Raw genomic sequence first — 20677 nt, forward strand, 5'->3', positions numbered from 1 at the left:
CGCAGCACGAAGGCCCTGACTCCTGTGACGAGGAGGTCAGGGCCTTCGGTCGTGGGTGCCCGGTCGGCGGGAGATCACCGAGCGGTCGGGCGCCGTCATGCGGTGCGACGCGGCAGGCGTGCCTGCCGGGTGCGCGCCGGGATGCGGGTCGTCGTCCGTCGCAGGCTGCTGCGGCGCAGCGTCTGCTCCTGGAGCTGCTCGCGCCGGCCGAGGTCGGCGACGTCGTGCATGAGCTGGGGATGCATGGTGGTTCGTCTTTCGTGACGTCGGATTCGTGGACCTGGCCGGGTCCTCCACCGCCCGGTACTGACCGGACGGACGCCACCGCGGTGATAGGTGCAACACAACCACCTCCTCGCCGGGCGGTGCACGCCTTTTTCTCCCTAGGCTCTCTGGATGGGAGCAGACAGCGAGCCGAGCGACGCACGACGTGACGTGAGCGCGGGGGAGGTGGCGCCGTCGGGCACGGGGAGCGTGTGGCGCGCGCGGCTCGTCGCCGCCCTGCCCGGCCTGGTCCTGGTCGTGATCGGCGTGCTGGGCTTCCTGGTCGTCTACGACTCGGTGCGCGAGCGCGACGACCTCTGGTTCACCGATGACGCCGTGCTCGCGTGGATGGTCGCGCACCGGACCGTGGCCGCGACGTCGGTCCTGACCGTGGTCACGAACCTTTTCGGCCCGGTGGTGCTGCCGATCCTCGTCGGCGTGGGGTGCCTGTGGTGGGGGCTCGCGACCAAGCGCTGGTGGGAGCCCGGCCTGCTGGCCGGGGCCATGATCGCCTCGACGGTCGTGTCCTCGGTCCTCAAGGCGCTCGTGGCCAGGCCACGGCCCGACGACGCCGCCATGGTCGTCCCGGGCGTCGAGCGCAGCTTCTCGTTCCCGTCGGGGCACACGATCGGCGCGGCGACCCTCGTGCTGGTCGGTGGGTACCTCGTGTGGCGGCAGTGGCAGGAAGGGCGGCAGCGCAGGCTCGTGCTCGTGCTGTGGGTCGTCGTGAGCGTCGCGGTGATCGCCGTCGTGGGGGGCAGCCGGCTGTACCTGGGGTATCACTTCGTGACCGACGTGCTCGCGGGTGCGAGCCTCGCGGTCGCGGTGCTCGGGGGCGTGGTGGTGATCGACAGGCTGCACGACCTGGGGGAGCAGTCACGCGCCGGGAGCTCGGCCTGAGTGCTGCAGGTCCACCGAACGGTGGATGCGCGCATCCACCCGAGCCCAGCCGCAACGGTCGATGCGGCACGGGGTGGTGCGTCCATAGCCTCGCAGCATGACCGCACTGGAAGTACGACACCTGCACAAGCGCTACGGGCAGCACGTCGCCGTCGACGACGTCTCCTTCACCGTCGAGGAGGGGGAGATCTTCGGCATCATCGGGCCCAACGGTGCCGGCAAGACGACGACCGTCGAGAGCATCGCCGGCCTGCGGACGCCCGACTCGGGCTCGATCTCCGTGCTGGGGCTCGACCCGGTCACGGACCGGGCGGAGGTGCGTGAGCGACTCGGCGTGCAGCTGCAGGAGAGCAGCTTCCCCGACGCGATCACGGTCTCCGAGGCGCTCGATCTCTACAGCTCCTTCTACCGGGACCCCGTCGACTGGCGCGAGCTCATGGAGCTGCTCGGTCTCACCGAGAAGCGCAGCACGCGGTACAAGGCGCTCTCGGGAGGGCAGAAGCAGCGGCTCTCGATCGCGCTCGCCCTGGTCGGCAACCCGAAGGTCGCGATCCTCGACGAGCTCACGACGGGCCTGGACCCGCAGGCGAGGCGGGACACCTGGAGCCTCGTCGAACGGGTCCGTGACACAGGCGTCACGATCCTCCTCGTGACGCACTTCATGGACGAGGCGGAGCGCCTCAGCGACCGGATCGCCGTGATCGACGGCGGCCGGGTCGTCGCGGTGGACACGCCCGCGGGGCTGATCGCGCAGGCGACCGCGGAGCAGCAGATCCGGTTCCGTGTGAGCCGGCCGCTGGACAGGAGCATCCTCACCGAGCTTCCCGAGGTGAGCGGTGTCGAGGTCGTCGAGGGCTCCTGGCTGGTCACCGGCAGGGGGCAGCTCGTGAGCGGCGTCGCAGGTGCGCTCGCCCGGGCGCAGGTCGTCGTGGAAGACCTCCGCGTCGACCAGCGCACCCTCGACGACGCGTTCGTGGCCTTCACGGGACGCGCCCCGGAATCCACCGAAGGCTCCGAGAGGAAGGTCGGCTGATGCGCGCTCGCCTGAAGATGGTCACGGTCGAGACGAAGCTCTTCCTCCGCGACTCGGCCACCGTGGTCTTCGGCGTGCTGTTCCCGACGGGACTGCTGCTCGGGCTGGGGGCCGTCCCGGCGCTCGGCGAGGTGACGCCGGAGACCGGTGGGCTCCGAGCCATCGACGTCTGGGCTCCGACCGCACTGGTGTTCGGCATGGTGATGATCGCCGTGCAGCACGTCCCGGTGGTGATCGCGACCTACCGGGAGCGCGGCATCCTGCGCAGGCTGTCGACCACTCCGGCGCATCCGCGCAGCATCCTGTCCGCACAGATGATCGTGGCGTTCGGCTCCGTGGTCGTCTCTGCGGTGCTCTTGATCTTCTTCGCGTGGGCGGTGCTGGACATCGCACCGCCCGAGCGGCCGCTGGAGTTCGTCGTCGCCTTCGTCGTCGGCTATGCGGCACTGCTCGGGATCGGCCTGATCTCCGCCGCCGTGGTCCGCACGAGCAGCGCCGCGAACCAGATCGGCACCCTCCTTCTCGTTGCGCTAATGTTCTTCGGCGGGGCCTTCCTGCCCCGTGTCCTCATGCCCGACGCGCTGCGCGAGGTCGGTGAGGTCGTCCCGCCCGGGCTGCAGGCGCTCACCGCTGCGTGGTCCACCGAGGCGGGCGAGATCACCGCCACCGCCGGCGGGCAGCCGTTCTGGCTGCAGATCGCCATGATGGCGGGTATCGCGGTGATCGCGAGCGCGATCGCCGCACGACTCTTCCGCTGGGAGTAGGTGTCGAAGATGGGGGACGTCGGGGCCGACGAGCGGCCGATCCCTGCGACGCTCGAATCCACGGTCGCGGAAGAGGCGGAGATCGCGCACCGCTCCCGGTTGGCCTGGAGGAAGGAGCAGCTGCGGGTCTGGGACCTCCTGCAGCTGGTCACGCCGTGGCTCCTGCTGACGATCTCGACGGCGATCTACTTCTCGCAGGTGCTGCCGGCCTCCGGTGAACGCTTCTGGCCCGAGGGCGCCTCCGTCCTCGGGCTGGTCGCGGTCTCGGCCCTGTGGGTGCTGTTCGGGCAGACGCTGCCCCTGCGGCGCAGGGCGCTCCGGCCGGTGCCGGCCGGCATCTACTTCGTCGGGCTGCTGGCGCTGTGCGTCGCCCTGATGACGTACTCCGACGTGTTCCTCGTCTTCACGGTCGCGTGCTTCTTCCAGGCGTACCTCCTCAGACCGTGGCCCGTGGGCGTGCTCGCGGTGCTGGCCACCTCCGTGGCACTCAACGGCTCGGCGATGAGCGTGTGGGTCGACCCGACCCCGGAGGTGCTCGCGGAGCTCCTCCTGATCGTCGCGGTGCAGACCGCGGCGATCGGGGTGGGGATCCTGCTGACGGCGCGGAGCGAGCCGGAGGAGCGCAAGCGCGAGGAGCTCGTCGAGCGGCTCGAGGCGGCGCTGCACGAGAACGCCGGGCTCCACGCCCAGCTCGTCGCTCAGGCCCGGGAGTCCGGGGCGCACGACGAGCGGCAGCGGCTGGCCGGCGAGATCCACGACACCCTGGCCCAGGGGCTCGCCGGCATCATCACGCAGCTCCAGGCCGCGGAGCGTTCCGCCGGGGCACGGGGTGAGAAGGACGAGCACGTCGAGCGCGCGCTCCGGCTCGCGCGCAGCAGCCTGACCGAGGCCAGACGGTCCGTGCAGGCGCTCGCTCCTCGGGAGCTCGGCCGAGCGCACCTTCCCGACGCGCTGCGCACGTTGACCGAACGATGGTCGCAGGACCAGGGGATCAGTGCGCAGGTGGAGGTCACCGGCACCCGCGAGCCGCTGAGCCCGGCGATCGAGGTGTCGCTCTTCCGGGTCGCGCAGGAGTCGCTGACCAACGTGGCGAAGCACGCCGAGGCCTCGCGCGTCGGCGTCACGCTCTCGTACACGGGCCCCGAGGTGCTGCTGGACGTGCGGGACGACGGACGCGGGTTCGTGAGAGGGAGCGGGGCCGGGTTCGGCCTGACGAGCATGCGCCAGCGCATCCGGGGCGTCGGCGGTCACATCGAGGTGCAGAGCACGCCGGGCGAAGGGACGTCCGTCAGCGCGCGCGTCCCGGCGATCGCTCCCGGGGGCGCGCGAGCGACGGAGGAGACGGACCGATGATTCGACTGGTGATCGTCGACGACCATCCGATCGTGAGAGGCGGCCTGCGTGACACCTTCGCGGACGTCGAGGACATCGTGGTGGTCGGTGAGGCCGGCGACGGCGCCGAGGGCGTCGAACGGGCGACGGCGCTGGCTGCGGACGTCGTGCTCATGGACCTTCGGATGCCCAGGATGGACGGCGTCGCCGCGACGGCGGCCCTGCGTGAGCGGGCGCCGGATGCCCGGGTGCTGGTCCTGACCACCTTCGACAGCGAGAGCGACGTGCTGCCGGCGATCGAGGCGGGGGCGATCGGCTATCTCCTGAAGGATGCGCTGCCCGACGAGCTGATGCGAGCGGTCCGTGCGGCCGCGCGCGGAGAGTCGGTGCTCGCGCCGTCGGTGACGCAGCACCTCATGGGCCAGGTACGCAGGCCCGGCGCGGGCACGCTGACCGATCGCGAGAAGGAGGTGCTGCAGCTGGTCGCGAACGGCAGCTCGAACCGGGAGGCCGCTGCGACGCTGTTCATCGGCGAGGCGAGCATCAAGACCCATCTGCAGCACGTCTACGACAAGCTGGGCGTCCGCGATCGGGCCTCGGCGGTGGCCGAGGGCTACCGCCGTCGCCTGTTGACGTGACGCCACCTGGGCGCAGGCGGCGTTCGCCGGCGGGGCCGACGGGGCAGACGGGGCCGGCGGTGCCACGTCGGGCGGCGAGCTGCGCGACGGGAGTCGGCCGCTCGAGCCGGGAGCATTCTAAAGAACTCTTGCGCAAGACTTCTTTAGAGTCGTAGGGTGGCGGCATGCCAGCCAGCACCCCGCCCGACGACGTCGCGCACCCGCCCGCACAGGCCCCGGCCCCGGCGCAGCGCGACGAGGCCGTCACGACCTCCGACCCGGAGCGCATCCGGGCCCTGGCGCACCCGCTGCGCCTCGCGATCCTCGACCTGCTCGACGACGAGGGCCAGGCCACGGCCACGCGCTGCGCCGAGGTCACGGGGGAGTCGGTCGCGAGCTGCTCGTTCCACCTGCGCATGCTCGCCAAGTACGGGTTCGTCGAGCCCGCCGAGCGGGTCGGTCGCGAGAAGCCGTGGAAGCCCGTGGGCACCGGACGGACCAGCCGCTACGACCCTGAGCAGCCCGAGTCGCTGCGGGCCGCGGGCGAGCTCGCGCGGATCATCGTCGACCAGGAGGCAGCGCGGGTCGCGCACTGGATCGACAGCGCGCCCCGCCAGCCCCACGAGTGGCTGCTCGCCTCGGTCATGACCAAGAGCTCGTTCTGGGCGACGCCCGAGGAGCTGACCGAGCTCTCGCGCGAGCTCCAGGCGATCACGGACCGCTTCGAAGGTCGCTGGACGCACCCCGAGCTGCGCCCCGAGGGATCGCGGCCCGCGCGGTTCTTCGGCGTCGTCAACGCGGACCCGTTCGACCCCGACGCGCCGGCGGACGCCGGGAGCCCCGCGGCCCGGACCCCGGGCACGCCCGCGGACGGGCCGGTCACGGTCGAGCTGCCGACCGGCGAGGAGCCCCGCGTATGAGCACGACCACCGACGAGGCGACCCTGGTCAAGCAGGCGCTGCGTACCCGGCCCTTCCGCTTCCTCACGGTCGCGTGGGGATTCACGAACTTCGCGGACTCGGTCCTCGCGATCATCTTCGCGGTGTGGGTCAAGGACCTCACGGGCTCGAACGGCACCGCGGGCCTGGTCTTCGCGGCCCTGGGCCTCCCGGCGCTCGTCTCGCCGCTGCTCGGCCAGGTCGCCGACCGCGTCTCGCGCCGCCGCATGATGATCGTGGCCTACCTCGTCGGCGCGGTCTCGCTGCTCTCGTTGTTCGCCGTGCGCGGTCCTGGGCAGGTCTGGCTGATCTTCGTGGTCACGGTCCTGTACTCGGGGATCGGGTTCGCGACGGCCGCGGCCCAGTCGGGGCTCATCCGCGACCTCCTGCCCGACGAGGCCCTGGGGGCTGCCAACGGCCGGCTCACGACGATCGACCAGACGTTCCGCCTCGTCATGCCCGTCATCGGCGCTGGTGTGTACGTCGCGGTCGGGCCGCTGCCCCTCGTGGTCTCGGCCGTGGTCGCGTTCGTGGTCGCGGCGTTCTTCGTGTCCCGGATCGTGCTCGTGGAGACCCCGCCGACACCGCAGGACGAGCGCGAGCCGTTCCTCGCCGAGGTCACGGCGGGGTTCCGACACCTTTTCCGCACCGCCCCGCTCGGCGTCCTGACGGTGGCGCTCGCGGTCGGGTTCGGGGCCGTGGGTGTGCTCAACGCGGTGAGCTTCGCGATCATCGAGAGAGGCCTGGGGCTGGGGCCGGAGATGCTCGGGCCCATCTCGAGCGTCCAGGGCGTCACGGCGATCGTCGCGGGTCTCACGGCCGCGCGCATGATCAAGCGGATCGGGTCGCAGCGACTGGTCGCGCTCGCGCTCGGGATCGTGACGCTCGGCATCCTGCCCGCGCTGGGCACGAACCTCGTGGCGATCGTCGTGGGCATGGGCGCGATCGGCCTGGGGGTCACGTGGGCGATCGTCGGGTTCGTCACCGAGCGCCAGCTCAAGACGCCGGCCACGCTCCAGGGGCGCACGTCGGCAGCGACGAACATGCTGCTCAACGTCCCGCAGCTCGTCATGACCGTGGTCGCGGCGGCCGTCGTCGGGGTCGTCGACTACCGCCTGCTGGTCGGGCTGACCGCGGCCGGGCTCGCCGTCTCGATGCTGCTCTCGCTCAAGGGGTCGCGTGCGTCGGCGGCCGAGGAGGCTGCGGTGGCCGGGGCGACGGCTGAGGGCTGAGAGCTGACGGTTGGCGGCTGGGGGGCCGGCGACCGAGGGGTGAGGACCGCGAGCCGGTCGCCGCAACGACCTGCCACGGATGGGTTGTCAGAAGTGGGCCGGGGGATACCTCGGCCCACTTCTGACAACACGTGCCGGGGTGCTCGGTGTCCGTCCGGGGCCGTGCGTGGCTGCCGGTGGCGGTCCGGAACAGGCCGTGGCGCGGTCAGGCGGTCAGGCGGCCGCGAGCGCGTCCTGGACCGCAGCCTCGAAGCGCACGCGTGCCCGACGGCGCAGCGTCCGCCACGCGAGCACCGCACCCACCAGGAGGGTCGCCACCGCGAGCACCGACCACGGGACCGCCCACAGGTGAGCCTCGCCCGTGGCGGGGTCGAGGGCGTGGGAGGTGGCGTCGTCGGGCAGGGTGGTGGTCGCCGTCGTGGCGACCACGGGCGCGAGCGCGACCGACGCCGACAGGCGCCCGAGCGGCGCGACCCCCGTCGCGGTGCCCGTGAGGGTGATCGCGTCGCCGGGCAGGAGCTCGGGCAGGTCGCCCAGCGGGACCGAGACGGCCCCGACACCCATGGGGCCGGCGACCGTCGCCGCGAGCGGGCCCGTGAGACGCACGTTGCCCGTGTTGGTCACCGTGAACGTGAGGTGCGCGTCGCCCGTGCCGGCGGGGTTCCACGACCCGGCGTAGTCGGCGTCGACGTTCGTGACGGTCGCGGACGGGGCGAGGTCGCCCGCGACGCGGACCAGGACTCGTGTGCCGAGGCGCCGGTCGACCGCGACCCCACCCGCTCCCGCGCCCGCGCCCGCGCCCGTCACGAGCGAGGTCACGACCGCGGCCGTGTGGTCGCCCGGCGTGGCGTCGGCCGGGACCGTGAGGGTGAAGGGGACCGCCACGCGCTCACCGGGGGCGACCAGGACCTGCGGGACGTCGGTCGAGATCCAGGCGCCCAGGTCCTCGGACGGTGTGCCGGCGGGCAGGACGTCGAGCGCTCCCGTAGGTGAGGTGAAGGCGTCCGCGGCGTAGACCGCGAGGTCGAGCGGGACCTCGCCGTGGTTGGTCACGACGAGCTGGTCGGTGAGGGTCGCGCCGGGTTCCAGGGCGAAGTCGAAGGTCGGGGCGGAGGCAGGGGCGACGCCCCAGGTCACCGGCAGAGCGACGGGCTGAGCCGTGGCGCCGGCCGGGGCGGCGGACAGCAGCGCTGCCACCGCCCCGAGCAGGAGCGCCGCCGCGACACCGCGCACGGGACCCGCCGCGCTGCGGGACGGGAAGGTCGCCGTGCCGGTGTGCACGATGCGACGGGTCATGTCGGTCAGCCGATCGCCGTGAGGGTCAGCGTGGCCGTGTACGTCCCGGCCGCCGCGTCGACCGGGAAGCGCAGGTCCAGGTCGGCCCCGAGGACCGCGCTGCCCGGCTCGTGCCCGGCCGCTGCGGACCCGAGCAGGGCGGAGTCGGCCAGGCCGTTGCCGCTCACCAGGCCCGAGGCCACCGGAGCGCCGGCGAGCGTCCCGCCGCCGGCCGTGACCAGTGCGGGCGTCCACCCGAGGTGCTTGCCGGGGAGCGTGCGCGCCCCGGCGGTCGTGGTGAAGTCCCCGACCTGCGCCGAGACGGACCAGGCGGGGGCGGTCGCTCGGGTGTCCGTCACCGTCACGGCGCCCAGGCGGCCGGTCGCTGCGAGGTGGTCGCCCGCGAGCCGGGCCGTGCCGAGGTCGACCACGCGGGCGCCACCGTCGATCGTCCAGACGAACTCGCCCGGCTCGACGGGCGCGGCCGGGATGGTGACCGTGAGGTCGATCTGGCCGTCTCCGGGCTCGGCGCCGGGCACGTCGACGCCGTAGAACGTCGTGGTGCCCGAGACCTCGTTCCCGACGGCGAGGAGCGGCGCGCCCGTGGGCGAGTCGCTCGCCGGGACGAACGTGAGGCCCTCAGGACCCAGGTCGCCGGCCTCGGCGAGCTTCTCGGGCGTCGCCTCGGCGCTCACGGAGAAGCTGCGGTTGTTGACGTAGGAGACGTAAGTCGCCTGCGCGGGGTCGGTCACGTCGAAGACCGCGATCCCGCCCACGCGCTCGAAGCCGATGAACGCGTACGTGCGTCCGCCGACCTCACCCAGGGTGAGCCCCTCGGGCTCGGGCCCCTTGTCGTCGCTGCGCCCGTCGAACCCGGACTCGGTGTGGTTCGAGTTGAAGAACCCGGGCTCGACCGAGGCCACGAGCTGCTCGAACGCGTCGCCCGAGTCGAAGACCTGGCGGCCGTCGGTCGACCAGATCGAGAACGAGCGCGACCCGTACGAGTACAGCTCCTCGTAGCACGAGCCGTCGGCGCGCAGGCCGCTCGCGGTGCTGATGTTGAGCCGGCCCAGGTGGGCGTCCGCGGTGAGGTCGGCGAGCGTCGCGGGGTTGCCGGACGCGCCGACGAACGACGAGAACGCGTCGGCGCACAGGCCGGGCACGCCCTTCTTGCCGAGGTCCTTGACGCGCTTGACCTCGGACCAGGCCTTCCAGTCGCGCGAGTCGCCCTCGTTCGCGGTCACGAGGTAGGTCGCGCCGCCCGCCTGGTACGAGGCGATCGTGTCGGGCTGGTAGAGGCCCTTGACGGGCCAGGAGCGGATGTCGATCTTCCCGTCCTTGTCGGACGCGTCGAGCCCCTTGCCCGCGGCGAGGTGGTCCTGCGTCCCGAGCGGCAGCAGGTCGGTCACGGTCGCGCTCGCGACGTCGACGACCGCGAGCGCGTTCGCCTCCTGCACGCTCGCGTAGGCGACCGTGCCGGTCGCGTCCCAGGCGATGTACTCGGGCTCGAGGTTCTCCGAGACGGGCCGCTGGGGGACGCCCGTGCCCGCGGCTTCGCGGCCGCCGAACACCCGGACACCGGCCGGCAGCGTCCTGGAGCCGCCGGCCTCGAACGCGTGGAACGTCGCGGTGCGGACGTCGCCCTGGGCGGCGCTCGCGAGGCTCGCGGGGGCCGTGACGATCGAGATCGAGCCCTCGGGGTCGACGCTGTAGTCGTCCGCGGGCTCGCCCTCGTTCGCGACCGCGATGCGCGTGCCGTCGGGCGAGAACGTCACCATGTCGGGCAGCGCGCCCACGCGCACGGCGCCGAGGATCGCGGACGCGGGGGCGGCTCCCGGCGTGGTCACGGGCGCGGCGGCGTCGAAGAACACGAGCCACCCGTCGTCGGTCTTGGTACCGGACTCGACCGCGGCGACGGCGAGGCCGTCGGGACGGATCGCGACCGAGTTCACGACGGCGTCGGCCGCGACGACCGAGCCGTCCGCGGCGGCCGTGCCGCCGACCGCGAGCTCGAGCTCGAACAGGCGGGTCGGGGCCGTGGGGTCCTGGGCGTCGAGGACGTCGACCTTCCCGGACTGGGCGTTGACGACGAACAGGCGCTGGGAGGCCGCGTGGAACGCGACGATCTCCGCAGCGGACTCGTCGAGCTGGCCCGTGGAGTACGTGCCGAGCGGCGAGAGGGTGACAGCAGGGGGGACGGACGGGTCGGGGGCGGCGACGGCGGTGCCGACGACCCCGAACGTCCCGGCAGCGACGGCGACCGTGAGGCCGGCAGCCACGATCCCGGCCGACCTCGGGTGACGCAGGCGGGACTGGTGAACCACGCGCATTCCGTGCTCCTCGTTCCGATGGCCCTGCAGGGTGCAGGGCAGACGCTCGGAACCTAGGCGGGGCGGGTGTCGCGTCGGTGAACGGCGCCCGACGTGACGGGGGCGGCCGGGTGACGAGTGGGGCGGAGGGGACGAACCGGCCGTCTCGCCCCTTGCTGCGGCGAGTTGTCAGAACGTGGCCGGGCTCTGCCCCGACCACGTTCTGACAACGGGTCCGCGGCCTCGGTGGCGTCGTGGGGCAGGAGCGCGGCCGATGCCGGCCCGTCGTCCTGCCGACCGGTCGATGCCAGAGATGTCCCGCCGACTCGCGGGCGCGCGCCTCCACCGTCGCCCCGGCCCGACCACTAGTCTCACCGGGTGGACTCGACGCGGCGCACGACCTGGCAGGAGCTCGCACCGCAGGTGCGCACGGACGTCGAGGAGATCCTGGGGAGCCCGGTGGTCTTCGCCACGAGCCAGGTTCAGGGCTACTCGCCCGGCAGCGCCGACCGCGTGCGCACCGCCTCGGGCGCGCGCGCCTTCGTCAAGGCCGTGAGCCGATCGCGCAACGCCGACGCGTACGACATCCATCGGCGCGAGCTCGACGTGCTGCGCCGCCTGCCCGGCGCGGCCCCCGCGCCCCGGCTCCTGGGGGCGCACGAGAGCGACGAGTGGGTCGCGCTCGTCGTCGAGGACGTCGAGGGCCGGCACCCCGACCTGCCGCCCGAGCGCCGCGAGCTCATCGCGGTGCTCGGCGCCCTGCTCGAGCTCCCCGTGGTCCGCGACGGGTCCGGCACCTCACCGTTCCCCGACGCGACGACCGAGCTCGCCCCCACGTTCGAGGGCTGGTCACGGCTGCGCGCCGACGACCACCTGGCGGGGCTGCCCGCCTGGGCGCTCGAGCACCTCGACGAGCTCGAGGCGCTCGCGGCGACGGCCGCGCAGGCCGCGCACGGCGACCGGCTCGTCCACCTCGACCTCCGCTTCGACAACGTGCTGGTCGACCAGTCCTCACGCGTGTGGGTCGTCGACTGGCCGTGGGCCGGGACGGGCGCCCGATGGGTCGACGCCCTGACCCTGCTGCTCGACGCGCGCGTCAACGACAGCACGGTCGACGTCGACGCGATCGCGTCCTCGCACCCGCTCTTCCGCGGGGCGACACGCGACCACGTCGACGCCTTCCTCGCGGGGCTCGCGGGCTACTTCTTCGACGCCGCACGGCACCCCGCACCGCAGAACATGCCGACCTTGCGCGCGTTCCAACGGCGGCAGGGGTTCGTCGCGATCGACTGGTTGGCGCAGCGCCGGGCCTGAGGCACGAGGCGGTCGGCGGCGGCTCAGGCGTTCCAGGCGACCTCGACGTCGAGCACCCACGTCACGCCCGCCTGCACACGGGCCCGCGGTTCACGCCGCGCGAGGTCCCCGGGGGCGACGTCCAGGAGTTCGTCGCTGCGCGGTTCACCGGACGGCACGCGAACGACTGGCCGTGCCGCGGGAAGGTCGTCGTCGACCTGCCGGCCCGGGACGTGGCGCCGTTCGTCGAGGACGGCGTGGTCGAGGACCTGGGGCCCGACAAGTGCAGCGTCGAGGTGGGGTCGTGGTCGTGGACCGCGCTGGCCTCGCTCCTCGGACGTCTCGAGGCCGACGTGCACGTCCTGCACCCGCAGGAGCTCCGGCTGGCCTTCGGTGAGCTCGCCCAGCGGTTCCAGCGGGCCTCGGACCCCGGCGACCGGCCCGACTGATCCGCAGGTGGCGACCTCAGTCGTCGAACCCGCGAGCGCGCAGGGCCTCGCCCAGTGCGTCGGCCTGCCGCATCGCGCCCACGACGAGCGGCACGGCGAACGCGCGGACGTCGCGCTCGTGCCCGCGCGCCCGCTGCGCGTCGCGGACCCGCGCTGCGAGGTCGGCGATCACGGGCACGCTGCGCAGCGCGAGGGCGAGCACCAGCGCGATGCGCTCGACGTCCACGCCCACGCGCCCCAGGGGAGCGAGCCCGCGCTCGATCGCCCCGAGCAGGTCGCCGACCCGCGTGGTGCACGTGACGAGGCCCGCGAGCGCCACGAGGACCACGAGCCGCGCGCTGAGCACGGCCGCGGAGGTGAGATCCATGAGCCACCACTGGAGCGCGAAGAGCACGGGCACGAACACACGCAGGGGCCGCACCTGCCCCCACGCGGCGCGCCGGCCGACGCCGGAGAGCGCGTAGAGGCCTGCGACCGCGAGCGCGGCGAGACCCACGCCCAGCGGGGAGCGGACCAGCAGCAGGGCGAGCGAGCAGAGCATGAGGGCCGCGAGCTTGGGTCCGGCGGGGGCGCGGTGCAGCAAAGAGCGCCCGACGACGTAGGCTCCGGCCGCGTGACCCGTCGCGCCCCGTGCTGTGCTCGTCGGGGCGGAGCGGGGCCCACCTCGCGGGACGTCCGTGACGGCGGCCGGGCTCGACCCGCTCACGGCCGGTCGTCCAGGAGCCGGCGGTAGTACGCGATCGCGGGAGCGGGTTCGTCGTCGGCAACGACCTGACCCTCGTCGACCACGAGGACGCGGTCGTAGCCTGCCATGAGATCGAGGTCGTGCGAGACGAGCACGACCTGCTGCGGGATCTCGGCGAGCAGCGACGCGACGCGACGCGTGTTGCGCAGGTCGAGCAGCGTCGTGGGCTCGTCGGCCACCACGAGGCGCGGCCCGCTGACGAGCACCGACGTGAGGGCGAGGAGCTGCTTCTGACCGCCCGAGAGCAGGTGCGCGGGGTGGTCGGCGTGCCCGTCGAGGCCGTGGCGCGCGAGCCAGTCGGCGACGAGCCGGTCGCGCGCGGGACGGTCGTGCTCGCTGCGGCGCAGCGAGTAGGCGACGTCCTCGGCCACGGTCGGCATGACGATCTGGGCGTCGGGGTCGGAGAACACGAAGCCCACGCGCCGGCGCACCTGGGCGCCCGAGCGGCGGGTGTCCAGGCCGTCGACCCGGACGCTGCCGCGCGTGGGCAGGACGAGCCCGTTGAGCAGCCGGGCCAGGGTGCTCTTGCCCGAGCCGTTGGCCCCCACGATCCCGATGCGTCGCTCGCGCAGCTCCGTGGTGACCCCGCGCAGGACGTCGCGCTCGCCCAGGCGCACGTGCACGTCCTCGAGCCCGACGACGCAGCCCACCTCGGGTGGAGCGGTCGCCGTGGTCGTCGGACCGACGGCCGGCCGCCGATCGGCTGCGGTGGTGGCACCGGAACCAGGCCGCACGCCGTCGGCACCCGGACCGGTGCCCGTGGACCGCCGCGTGCGCAACCAGCTCATCGGACGACCTCGAACAACGCCGCCACTCCCAGGCCGCCGCCCACCGCGGCCGCCGCGAGGCCGAGCGCACCGGTCGGGGCCTCTGCGCGTACGAGCCTGCTGAACAGCCGCACGACCGACACCGCTCCGCTCGCCCCCCACGGGTGCCCCAGGGCCAGGGCGCCGCCGTCCGCGCAGAGGCGCGCGTCGTCGTCGGGCAGGCGGAGCGCGTCGGTGAACGCCAGGACCTGCGCAGCGAAGGCCTCGACGAGCTCGACCGCCGCGAGGTCGCCCGTGGTGCGGCCCGTGCGGGCGAGCAGCTCGCGCACCGCCGGGACCGGGCCCCACCCGGGCAGGCGTGGGTCGCAGCCGCGCGTCAGGCCGCCCACGAGCCGCAGACCCGGCAGGCCCAGCCGTGCCCGCACGTGCTCGGGGACGATCGCGACGGCCGCGGCCCCGTCGCTGACCGGGCTCGCTGTGCCCGCGGTCACGGAGCCGCCGGGCGTGAAGGCGGACGGGAGGCGCGCGAGCAGCGCGGGATCGAGCCTGCGGGCGCGCTCGTCGCGGGTGAGGCCGCCGACCGGGACGACCTCCGCGTCGAAGCGGCCCTCGGCGTGCGCGGCCAGGGCGCGGGCGTGCGAGCGGGCGGCGTAGGCGTCCTGGCGCTCGCGGCCGAGGCCGCGCTCGCGGGCCAGGACGTCGGCCGCGGCGCCCATGTCGGGGTCGCCGAGCGCGGCCGGGGTGAACGGGGCGCGGTCGTAGGGCACGGGCGGGGCCCCCGATCCGCGGGGCGGGCGGTGAGCGCGCAGCGGGGCGGTCGAGGCGCTCTCCACGCCTCCGGCCAGGACCAGGTCGCCGTCGCCGTCGCCGGCGCGGACGCCCTGGGCCGCGAGCAGGATCGCCGCCAGGCCGCTGCCGCACTGCCGGTCGATCGTGAGGCCGGGCACGCGGTCGGTCAGCGGGCCTGCGGGGTCGCGCAGGGCGGCGGCGAGGACCGCGACGCGGGCGAGGTTCCCGCCGGGTCCCGTGCAGTTCCCGAGCACGACGTCCTCGACGCCCAGCCCGTGGCCCGCCGGGAGGTCGGCGAGCACCGCGCCGAGGACGGGGGCGGCGAGGTCGGTCGCCGAGAGGTGGGCGTGCCCGTGGTTCGCCGTGCCGATCCAGGTCCGCCGCGCGGCGACGACCACGGGGGAGTCGGGGGACGCGCTCACCGCAGCGCCTCGTACGCGGGGCCGCCCGACAGCAGCGCCTCGCTGATCGCGCCACGTGCCGCCTTGCCCGACGGCGTCCGCGGCAGCTCGCGCACGCCGTACCAGCGCCGCGGGCGCTGGGCCGTGGAGAGCGAGGCCCGGGCGACCCGTTCGAGGTGGGCGCGCAGGCCTGGGCGGTCGGCGCACTGGACCACGGCCGTCACGACCGCGCCCAGGCGGCGGTGCGGGGTCCCGACGACCACGACGTCCTCGACGCCCGGGATCGCGCGCAGCACGACCTCGACGTCCTCCGGGACCACGGTCGCGCCCCCCGTGAGGATCGCGCCGTCACCGCGCCCGCGCAGGACCAGGGGGGTGTCCGGGTGGGTGGGGGTGGGGAGCTCCGCGAGGTCGCCCACGGTCGACCACTCGCCCTCGCGGCGGAACGGGCCGGTCGCGCGCGCGAGGTAGCCCTGCGCGACCCACGGCGACCGCACCCAGACCTCGCCGAGCGTGGCGCCGGGCAGCTCGCGCACCTCGACCTCGACCCCGGGGAAGGGGCGGAGGCCCGTGCCGTCGGTGTCGATCGCGACGAACGACAGCTCGACGGCCCCGTAGTAGGTCACGACGCCGACCCCGGCGCGCCCCGCGCGCTCGCGCACGTCCGCGGGGAGCGAGGCGCCGCCGACCACGGCGGTCCGCAGGCGGCTCGGAGCACCCGCCTCGATCGCGTCGAGGATCGGTTCGAGCGCCGAGGGGACGAGGTGCACGACGTCGGAGGTCGCCAGGGCCGTGGTGATCGCGGCGGCCCCCGTGGCGAGCTGGACGCACGCCCCCGTCGAGAGCGCATGCACTGCCGCGAAGCAGTAGAGCGAGGACGCGAGCGGGCCGGGCACCAGCACGGTGTCCTCGGGTCGGGTGCCCGTGAGGCGCGCGGCCGCAGGGAAGGACCTTGCCCAGGAGTCGCGGGTGCGGGCGACCGCGCGCGGGCGACCCGTGCTCCCCGACGAGAACCCGGCCCACGCGAGGGCCGAGGCCGAGGGCTCGGGGGGAGCGACGTCGTCGGGCAGGCTGCTCGTGACCGGGGCGCTCAGCGGGGCGAGCGCGTCCGCGGCGCTGCCGCGCGGGAGCGGGACCTCGACGAAGCCCGCCGGGGCGATCGTCCGCAGGACCTCGGCGCGCTGGGCGCGCGACCACGTGTGGTCGCAGACCAGGGGAGTCGCGCCCGCGAGGTCGACCGCGAGGAGGGCCGTGAGGAGGTCGACCGGGTCGGGCAGCGAGATCGCGACGACATCGCCCACGACCGTCCCGGTCGCCCGCAGGAACTCTGCTCCCGCCGCGACGTCGGCGGCGAGGGCTCGGTAGGTGCGGGAGCGCTCCGGTGAGCGCAGCGCGCAGCGACCCCCTGCGGAGCTGCGGGCGTGCGCGATGACGGCGTGGGCGACGGGCATGAGGGGATCGTAGGTCGATCAGGCCGCGGGGCTCGCGGCGGGCTGCTGCCCGGAGGCGCGCTCGGCGCGGCGCAGGGGCGACGCGGCGGGGTAGGCGCGGACCACGCCGACCGTGACCGAGGCCGCGATCACGGCCTTGACGACGTCGCCCGGGAGGTACATGAGCGAGCCGGTCGCGACGGTCTGGAGGGGGAAGCCCGTGACGAGCGCCTGGAGCGGGATGCCCAGGGCGTACATGACGAGCATGCCGCCCACGACGCTCGCGGCCAGGACCCGCCAGAACGTCAGGGTGCGGAACCGCTCGACGATCAGGCCGACGACCGCTGCTCCCACCACGAACCCGATCAGATAGCCCGCCGACGGGCCCACGAAGACCGCAGGGCCGCCGCGGCCGCCCGACAGGAGCGGGAGGCCCGCCGCGACCAGGGCCAGGAACGCGAGCATCGCGAGCGCGCCGCGCCACGCGCCCAGGAGGGCTCCGGCGAGCATGACGCCCAGGGTCTGGAGCGTGATCGGGACGGCGTTGCCGAACAGGGCCAGCGAGCCGGGCATGCCGAGGACCGCGGTGAGCGCGGCGAAGGTCGCGATGCGGGCGGCGTCGGCGGCGGAGAGGCGCCAGCGGGAGGAGGCAGGGTCCAGGGCCGCGGCCGGCTGGTCCGGCGCGGTCGGCACGTCGGGGTGCTCGCTGCCGGGCACGTCAGCGGGCAGGTCTGCGGGCAGGTCGGTGCGCACTGGGCGGGCCACGGGGTCTCCTCGGGAAGGGCGTGAGGTGCCGGGTGGCACGTGTCCACTCTTGTCGGGGACGGGGCGCTGGTGCGTCGGCGCCATGGATCACGGAGTGCTGGGAGCGTTGGCGGAAGTCGACAACCGGTTGGAGGAAACCTCCAACCGGTGTGGCCTCGCAGGGCCCTGGCTTGAGGAATCGTCTCGGCATGGTCGCCGGGGGTAGGCCTACGGGCGCTGGCGGCGACGCCCCACGACCTGCTGGTCGAACAGCGCGATCGCCGCACCGACCCGCCTGCGCAGGTAACGCTCCTCGGTCACGGTCCACCGGGGTGAGCAGTCGTCCTGCCCGACGAGCCACGGGACGCACGCCACGGTGAGCTTGCGGTGGCAGGCGTCCGCGACGCGCCCACGGTCTCCCCAGGGCGTTCCCGTGCTGCGCGCCATGTCGCCAGCCAGGTTCCATGCGTCGAGAGCCGCCTCGGCGTCGAGGGCTCGCCGGCGAGCGAGCCACTCGAGGGCAGGAGTCAGGTCCGTCCGCGTCGTCTCGTCGTCCGCCACGTCCCAGCCCTCGACGGCGGTTGCTGAGAAGCAGTCCTCGGGGCTCGCCCACGTGAGCACCCTGCCGCTCCGGGTCGCGACGACGTCGCCGCCATCGGCGCCCTCACCCCACCACAGGGCGGTGGACCTGTCGTAGCGCAAAACCTCGAGAGCGTAGCCGGATCGAGGGCCCGCTGATGCTGTGCTCATACCGGCATCTTGCCCCCTCGAGGGCGAGGATCCGCTCCTCGATGTGCCTGGACGTCCGGGCACACCCCGTCCCGGTGGGGACGGCCCCTGGGGTGGGAGGTGTCGTTCGCGCAGCCACCACCATTGTTGCGGCTGCGCGAACAACGCATCCCACCTCCAGGGAGAGTGGAAGGGCGCGCCCAACGTGGCAGCCGCGCCCGCCGTCGGGCCGCGTCCGACCTGATCGCACGCGCCAGAAGCGACACGCCCACGACGACCAGTGGCGCGGCCCCGGCCTCAGCCGGTGACCGCGCCACCCGTCACACCACCAGGGTCAGACCTCGCCAGGCATCGCCTTGCGGATCACGAGCCGCGTCCACCCACCGAGGTAGATGCGGTCGCCGTCGGCGACCTCGCGGCGCTGACCGGCCGGGATCGGGTCGATCGGCAGCTCGCCGCCCGCAGGGCTCAGGTACGTCCCGTTGGACGACTGGAGGTCCTCGACCCACCAGCGCTGCCCGTCGGTGTTGAGCTGGCAGTGCCGACGCGAGACGCCCGAGTCGGCGCCGCAGTCGATCTGCGGGTGGATGTTGCGCGAGGCCGACGGGCGCCCCACGAGCACGCTGCGCTCGCGCAGCACCACGAGACCGGGCAGCCCGGCCGACGGCAACGGGTCCTCGGCCTTCTGCGCCTGGTACCAGTCGGGGTCGATCCACACCTCGACGACCCACTGGTCCTCGCCCGGCACGGGCGGGGTGGGCAGGTGCGTCCCCGTGCCCGACGGCGTCGCGCCCGTCCGTGCGGACGTCGCCTCGCCCTCGGCCGGGTCTGCCGGGTCGGCAGGAGCACCGGGAGCGACGAGCGGACCCGTCCCCGGGTCACCGGCGGCGACCGCAGCAGTCGACGGGCCACCCGCCCCGGGATCGCCCCCGGGCGGCGTCAGGGCTGCCGGGGCCGACAACGGGTCGGCGGACGGCGCGGCCGCGGGCGACCCCGCAGGGGGAGCGACCGGGTCCAGGTCGAGCGACGACGCCGGGGGAGCGAACGGCCCGGACGCCCCGGCAGGCGCACCTGCCGGGACCGGGGTCGCCGCCGACGGTGCCTCGGCGGGCTCGGGCAGCGAACCCGTCGTGAAGTCGTAGCCGCAGTTCTCGCAGAACAGCGCACCGGCCGCGGCCGGGAACGAGCAGTGCGGGCACGTGATCGGCTCGCCGCTTCCGGCACCCTCACCAGCACCAGCGGCGGTCGCGCCGGGTCCCGCAGAGCCGGAGGACACGGCCCCCGACGCGCCGCTCGACGCAGCCGCCATGGGCTCGCCGCACACGTCGCAGTAGTCGGTCGACTCGGACGCGTGCCCGTTGGGGCAGATCGCGCTCATCGCTTGACCCGCGTGGTCTTTGTCGAGGCGGTGTCGAGGGCCATCTCGTCGAGCTTGTCGGTGTTGCGCTTGAGGCGCACCGTGCCCTGCTCCTCGCTCTCGATCTCCACGACCTTGCGCAGGCGCGAGGTCGCCTCGTCGTTGCCCGTCTCGGCCGCGAGCTGGACCGCGCGGCCGAGCTTGACCGTGGCCGTCGCCTCGTCGCCCGCGGCCTTGGCCGCGAGGCCCTCCTGGATCGCGGACGCGAGCTCGGCCTGACCCGTGTAGTGCGCGACCTCGGGGTTGATGCGCGTGGTGAGCGCGCCGTCGTCGGACCACTTGGCCTTGACGAGACCCGACGAGACCACCTCGCCGTTCACGGCGAGCTGCACGCGCGCCGCGAGCTGCTCGGAGCCCACGGGCTTCGAGGCCACGCGCACGGCCACGTGGTAGTCGCGCGTCTCGTCGCCCCACGACCCCGTGGGGTAGGAGCCCGTGAGCGGGTTGACCACGGCGCGGCGCGTCGTGAGGTCCTCGACCGTCGGGGCGACCTGGCGGACGAACAGCACCTGGGCGCCCTGCGGGGCCCACACGCGCAGGTCCGCGGAGGCCACGCCGCGCGACATGGACTTCTGGATGAGCGACGAGAAGTCGGCCGCGATCTCGCTCGGGTCGGCGATCAGGTCGACCGTCCCGAGCAGGGCCGTCGAGATCTCGCGCAGCTCGTCGACCTGCCAGCGCGACCCGACGCCGCGCGCGTCGCACTGGAACTTCCCGGTCACGTTGCGCACGACCTGCGAGAGGTTCTCGCGCGGCTCGGACTCGTTCTTGCCGTCCGTCAGCAGGATCGCGTGGCGCTGGGCGGCCTGGGGCACGGTGTCGAAGAGCTGGGCCGCGAGCTGGAGCCACGTGCTCATCGCGGTGCCGCCCGACGGGCTCATCATCGCGATGGCCCGCTTGGCCTCCTCGCGCGCCGCAGGCTCCATCTGGACCATCGCGACCCGCGCGTTGGGGTAGGGGAACGCGCGCTGCGCGACGTGGCTGCCGCCGACGATCGCGAACCAGGTCCCGTCGAGGATCTGGTCGACCGCGACCTGCGCCGCGTACTTGGCGGACTCCATGTTGCGCCCCGACATCGAGCCGGACGTGTCGACCATGATGATCTCGGCGACGCCGCCCCCGGAGGTCGCGGCGCCGGCCTGACCTGCCCCTCGGGCGGTCACCGTCACGATGGCGTGCACATCCGTGGCGCCCTCGGACAGGAACTCGTTCTGGAAGACCTCGGCGGAGAACTCGGCCATGGGTTCTG

20 protein-coding genes are annotated in these 20677 nt (G+C 74.1%); 9 read left to right on the plus strand and 11 right to left on the minus strand.

Annotation, left to right across the window (positions count from 1 at the left end):
- Positions 1 to 95 precede the first annotated feature (95 nt).
- Positions 96 to 245 carry a hypothetical protein gene (locus ASE27_RS20215; RefSeq protein WP_157257454.1) on the minus strand — a complete coding sequence of 50 codons (150 nt, stop codon included), beginning with the start codon at positions 243 to 245 and terminating at the stop codon, positions 96 to 98.
- Positions 246 to 396: 151 nt separating this feature from the next.
- On the opposite strand from ASE27_RS20215, the gene ASE27_RS07985 reads away from it, so the two are divergent.
- The 7 genes from ASE27_RS07985 (at position 397) to ASE27_RS08015 (ending at position 7080) form a co-directional block, all read left to right on the plus strand.
- Entirely contained in the window at positions 397 to 1164 is a 768-nt protein-coding gene (locus ASE27_RS07985; protein WP_082608689.1) for a phosphatase PAP2 family protein, read from the plus strand.
- Positions 1165 to 1261: 97 nt separating this feature from the next.
- Positions 1262 to 2197, plus strand: coding sequence for an ABC transporter ATP-binding protein (locus tag ASE27_RS07990; RefSeq protein WP_056648507.1), 936 nt, complete (start codon positions 1262 to 1264; stop codon positions 2195 to 2197).
- The gene (locus tag ASE27_RS07995; RefSeq protein WP_200955920.1) at positions 2197 to 2961 is read left to right on the plus strand and encodes an ABC transporter permease; all 765 of its coding nucleotides are present in this window, start codon (positions 2197 to 2199) and stop codon (positions 2959 to 2961) included. Before ASE27_RS07990 ends, ASE27_RS07995 begins: the two co-directional genes overlap by 1 nt.
- Positions 2962 to 2970: 9 nt before the next feature.
- Positions 2971 to 4314, plus strand: a complete 1344-nt coding sequence (locus ASE27_RS08000; protein WP_200955921.1) for a sensor histidine kinase — start codon at positions 2971 to 2973, stop codon at positions 4312 to 4314.
- Positions 4311 to 4931, plus strand: a complete 621-nt coding sequence (locus ASE27_RS08005; protein WP_056648509.1) for a response regulator transcription factor — start codon at positions 4311 to 4313, stop codon at positions 4929 to 4931. The genes ASE27_RS08000 and ASE27_RS08005 overlap by 4 nt, the downstream gene beginning before the upstream one ends.
- A gap of 164 nt (positions 4932 to 5095) precedes the next feature.
- Positions 5096 to 5830, plus strand: a complete 735-nt coding sequence (locus ASE27_RS08010) for a helix-turn-helix transcriptional regulator (RefSeq protein ID WP_056648511.1) — start codon at positions 5096 to 5098, stop codon at positions 5828 to 5830.
- Complete coding sequence (locus tag ASE27_RS08015; protein WP_056648513.1) at positions 5827 to 7080, plus strand: MFS transporter; 1254 nt, start codon at positions 5827 to 5829, stop codon at positions 7078 to 7080. Before ASE27_RS08010 ends, ASE27_RS08015 begins: the two co-directional genes overlap by 4 nt.
- Positions 7081 to 7293: 213 nt before the next feature.
- On the opposite strand, the gene ASE27_RS08020 is transcribed toward ASE27_RS08015, so the two are convergent.
- Positions 7294 to 8376 carry a WxL protein peptidoglycan domain-containing protein gene (locus tag ASE27_RS08020; protein ID WP_056648515.1) on the minus strand — a complete coding sequence of 361 codons (1083 nt, stop codon included), beginning with the start codon at positions 8374 to 8376 and terminating at the stop codon, positions 7294 to 7296.
- A gap of 5 nt (positions 8377 to 8381) precedes the next feature.
- Positions 8382 to 10685 carry a choice-of-anchor I family protein gene (locus tag ASE27_RS08025; RefSeq protein WP_235535388.1) on the minus strand — a complete coding sequence of 768 codons (2304 nt, stop codon included), beginning with the start codon at positions 10683 to 10685 and terminating at the stop codon, positions 8382 to 8384.
- 357 nt (positions 10686 to 11042) lie between these two features.
- On the opposite strand from ASE27_RS08025, the gene ASE27_RS08030 reads away from it, so the two are divergent.
- A complete protein-coding gene (locus ASE27_RS08030) occupies positions 11043 to 11978 on the plus strand; it encodes a phosphotransferase (RefSeq protein ID WP_056648517.1) in 936 nt (311 codons plus the stop codon).
- Between the two features lie 71 nt (positions 11979 to 12049).
- Positions 12050 to 12406: a WYL domain-containing protein gene (locus ASE27_RS21160; RefSeq protein WP_369819005.1), complete on the plus strand. Its 357-nt coding sequence runs from the start codon at positions 12050 to 12052 to the stop codon at positions 12404 to 12406.
- Positions 12407 to 12422: 16 nt separating this feature from the next.
- Here the strand turns inward: ASE27_RS21160 and ASE27_RS08040 are convergent, their stop codons facing one another.
- The 8 genes from ASE27_RS08040 to ASE27_RS08075 all read right to left on the minus strand — a co-directional run bounded on the left by ASE27_RS08040 (position 12423) and on the right by ASE27_RS08075 (position 20669).
- Positions 12423 to 13112: an energy-coupling factor transporter transmembrane protein EcfT gene (locus ASE27_RS08040; protein ID WP_082608690.1), complete on the minus strand. Its 690-nt coding sequence runs from the start codon at positions 13110 to 13112 to the stop codon at positions 12423 to 12425.
- Positions 13109 to 13939, minus strand: a complete 831-nt coding sequence (locus ASE27_RS08045; protein ID WP_082608691.1) for an energy-coupling factor ABC transporter ATP-binding protein — start codon at positions 13937 to 13939, stop codon at positions 13109 to 13111. The genes ASE27_RS08040 and ASE27_RS08045 overlap by 4 nt, the downstream gene beginning before the upstream one ends.
- Positions 13936 to 15129 carry a thiolase family protein gene (locus ASE27_RS08050; RefSeq protein ID WP_056648521.1) on the minus strand — a complete coding sequence of 398 codons (1194 nt, stop codon included), beginning with the start codon at positions 15127 to 15129 and terminating at the stop codon, positions 13936 to 13938. Before ASE27_RS08050 ends, ASE27_RS08045 begins: the two co-directional genes overlap by 4 nt.
- Positions 15126 to 16559: an AMP-binding protein gene (locus tag ASE27_RS08055; protein WP_056648523.1), complete on the minus strand. Its 1434-nt coding sequence runs from the start codon at positions 16557 to 16559 to the stop codon at positions 15126 to 15128. The genes ASE27_RS08050 and ASE27_RS08055 overlap by 4 nt, the downstream gene beginning before the upstream one ends.
- An 18-nt stretch (positions 16560 to 16577) precedes the next feature.
- Positions 16578 to 17303 (minus strand): biotin transporter BioY, encoded by a 726-nt coding sequence (locus tag ASE27_RS08060; protein WP_235535389.1) that lies wholly within the window; start codon positions 17301 to 17303, stop codon positions 16578 to 16580.
- A gap of 207 nt (positions 17304 to 17510) precedes the next feature.
- Positions 17511 to 18032 (minus strand): hypothetical protein, encoded by a 522-nt coding sequence (locus ASE27_RS08065; protein WP_157257456.1) that lies wholly within the window; start codon positions 18030 to 18032, stop codon positions 17511 to 17513.
- A gap of 313 nt (positions 18033 to 18345) precedes the next feature.
- A complete protein-coding gene (locus ASE27_RS08070) occupies positions 18346 to 19389 on the minus strand; it encodes an FHA domain-containing protein (RefSeq protein WP_056648527.1) in 1044 nt (347 codons plus the stop codon).
- The gene (locus ASE27_RS08075; RefSeq protein ID WP_056648528.1) at positions 19386 to 20669 is read right to left on the minus strand and encodes a VWA domain-containing protein; all 1284 of its coding nucleotides are present in this window, start codon (positions 20667 to 20669) and stop codon (positions 19386 to 19388) included. The genes ASE27_RS08070 and ASE27_RS08075 overlap by 4 nt, the downstream gene beginning before the upstream one ends.
- Positions 20670 to 20677 lie beyond the last annotated feature (8 nt).

This window comes from Oerskovia sp. Root918, from assembly GCF_001428945.1.
GTDB lineage: Bacteria > Actinomycetota > Actinomycetes > Actinomycetales > Cellulomonadaceae > Oerskovia > Oerskovia enterophila.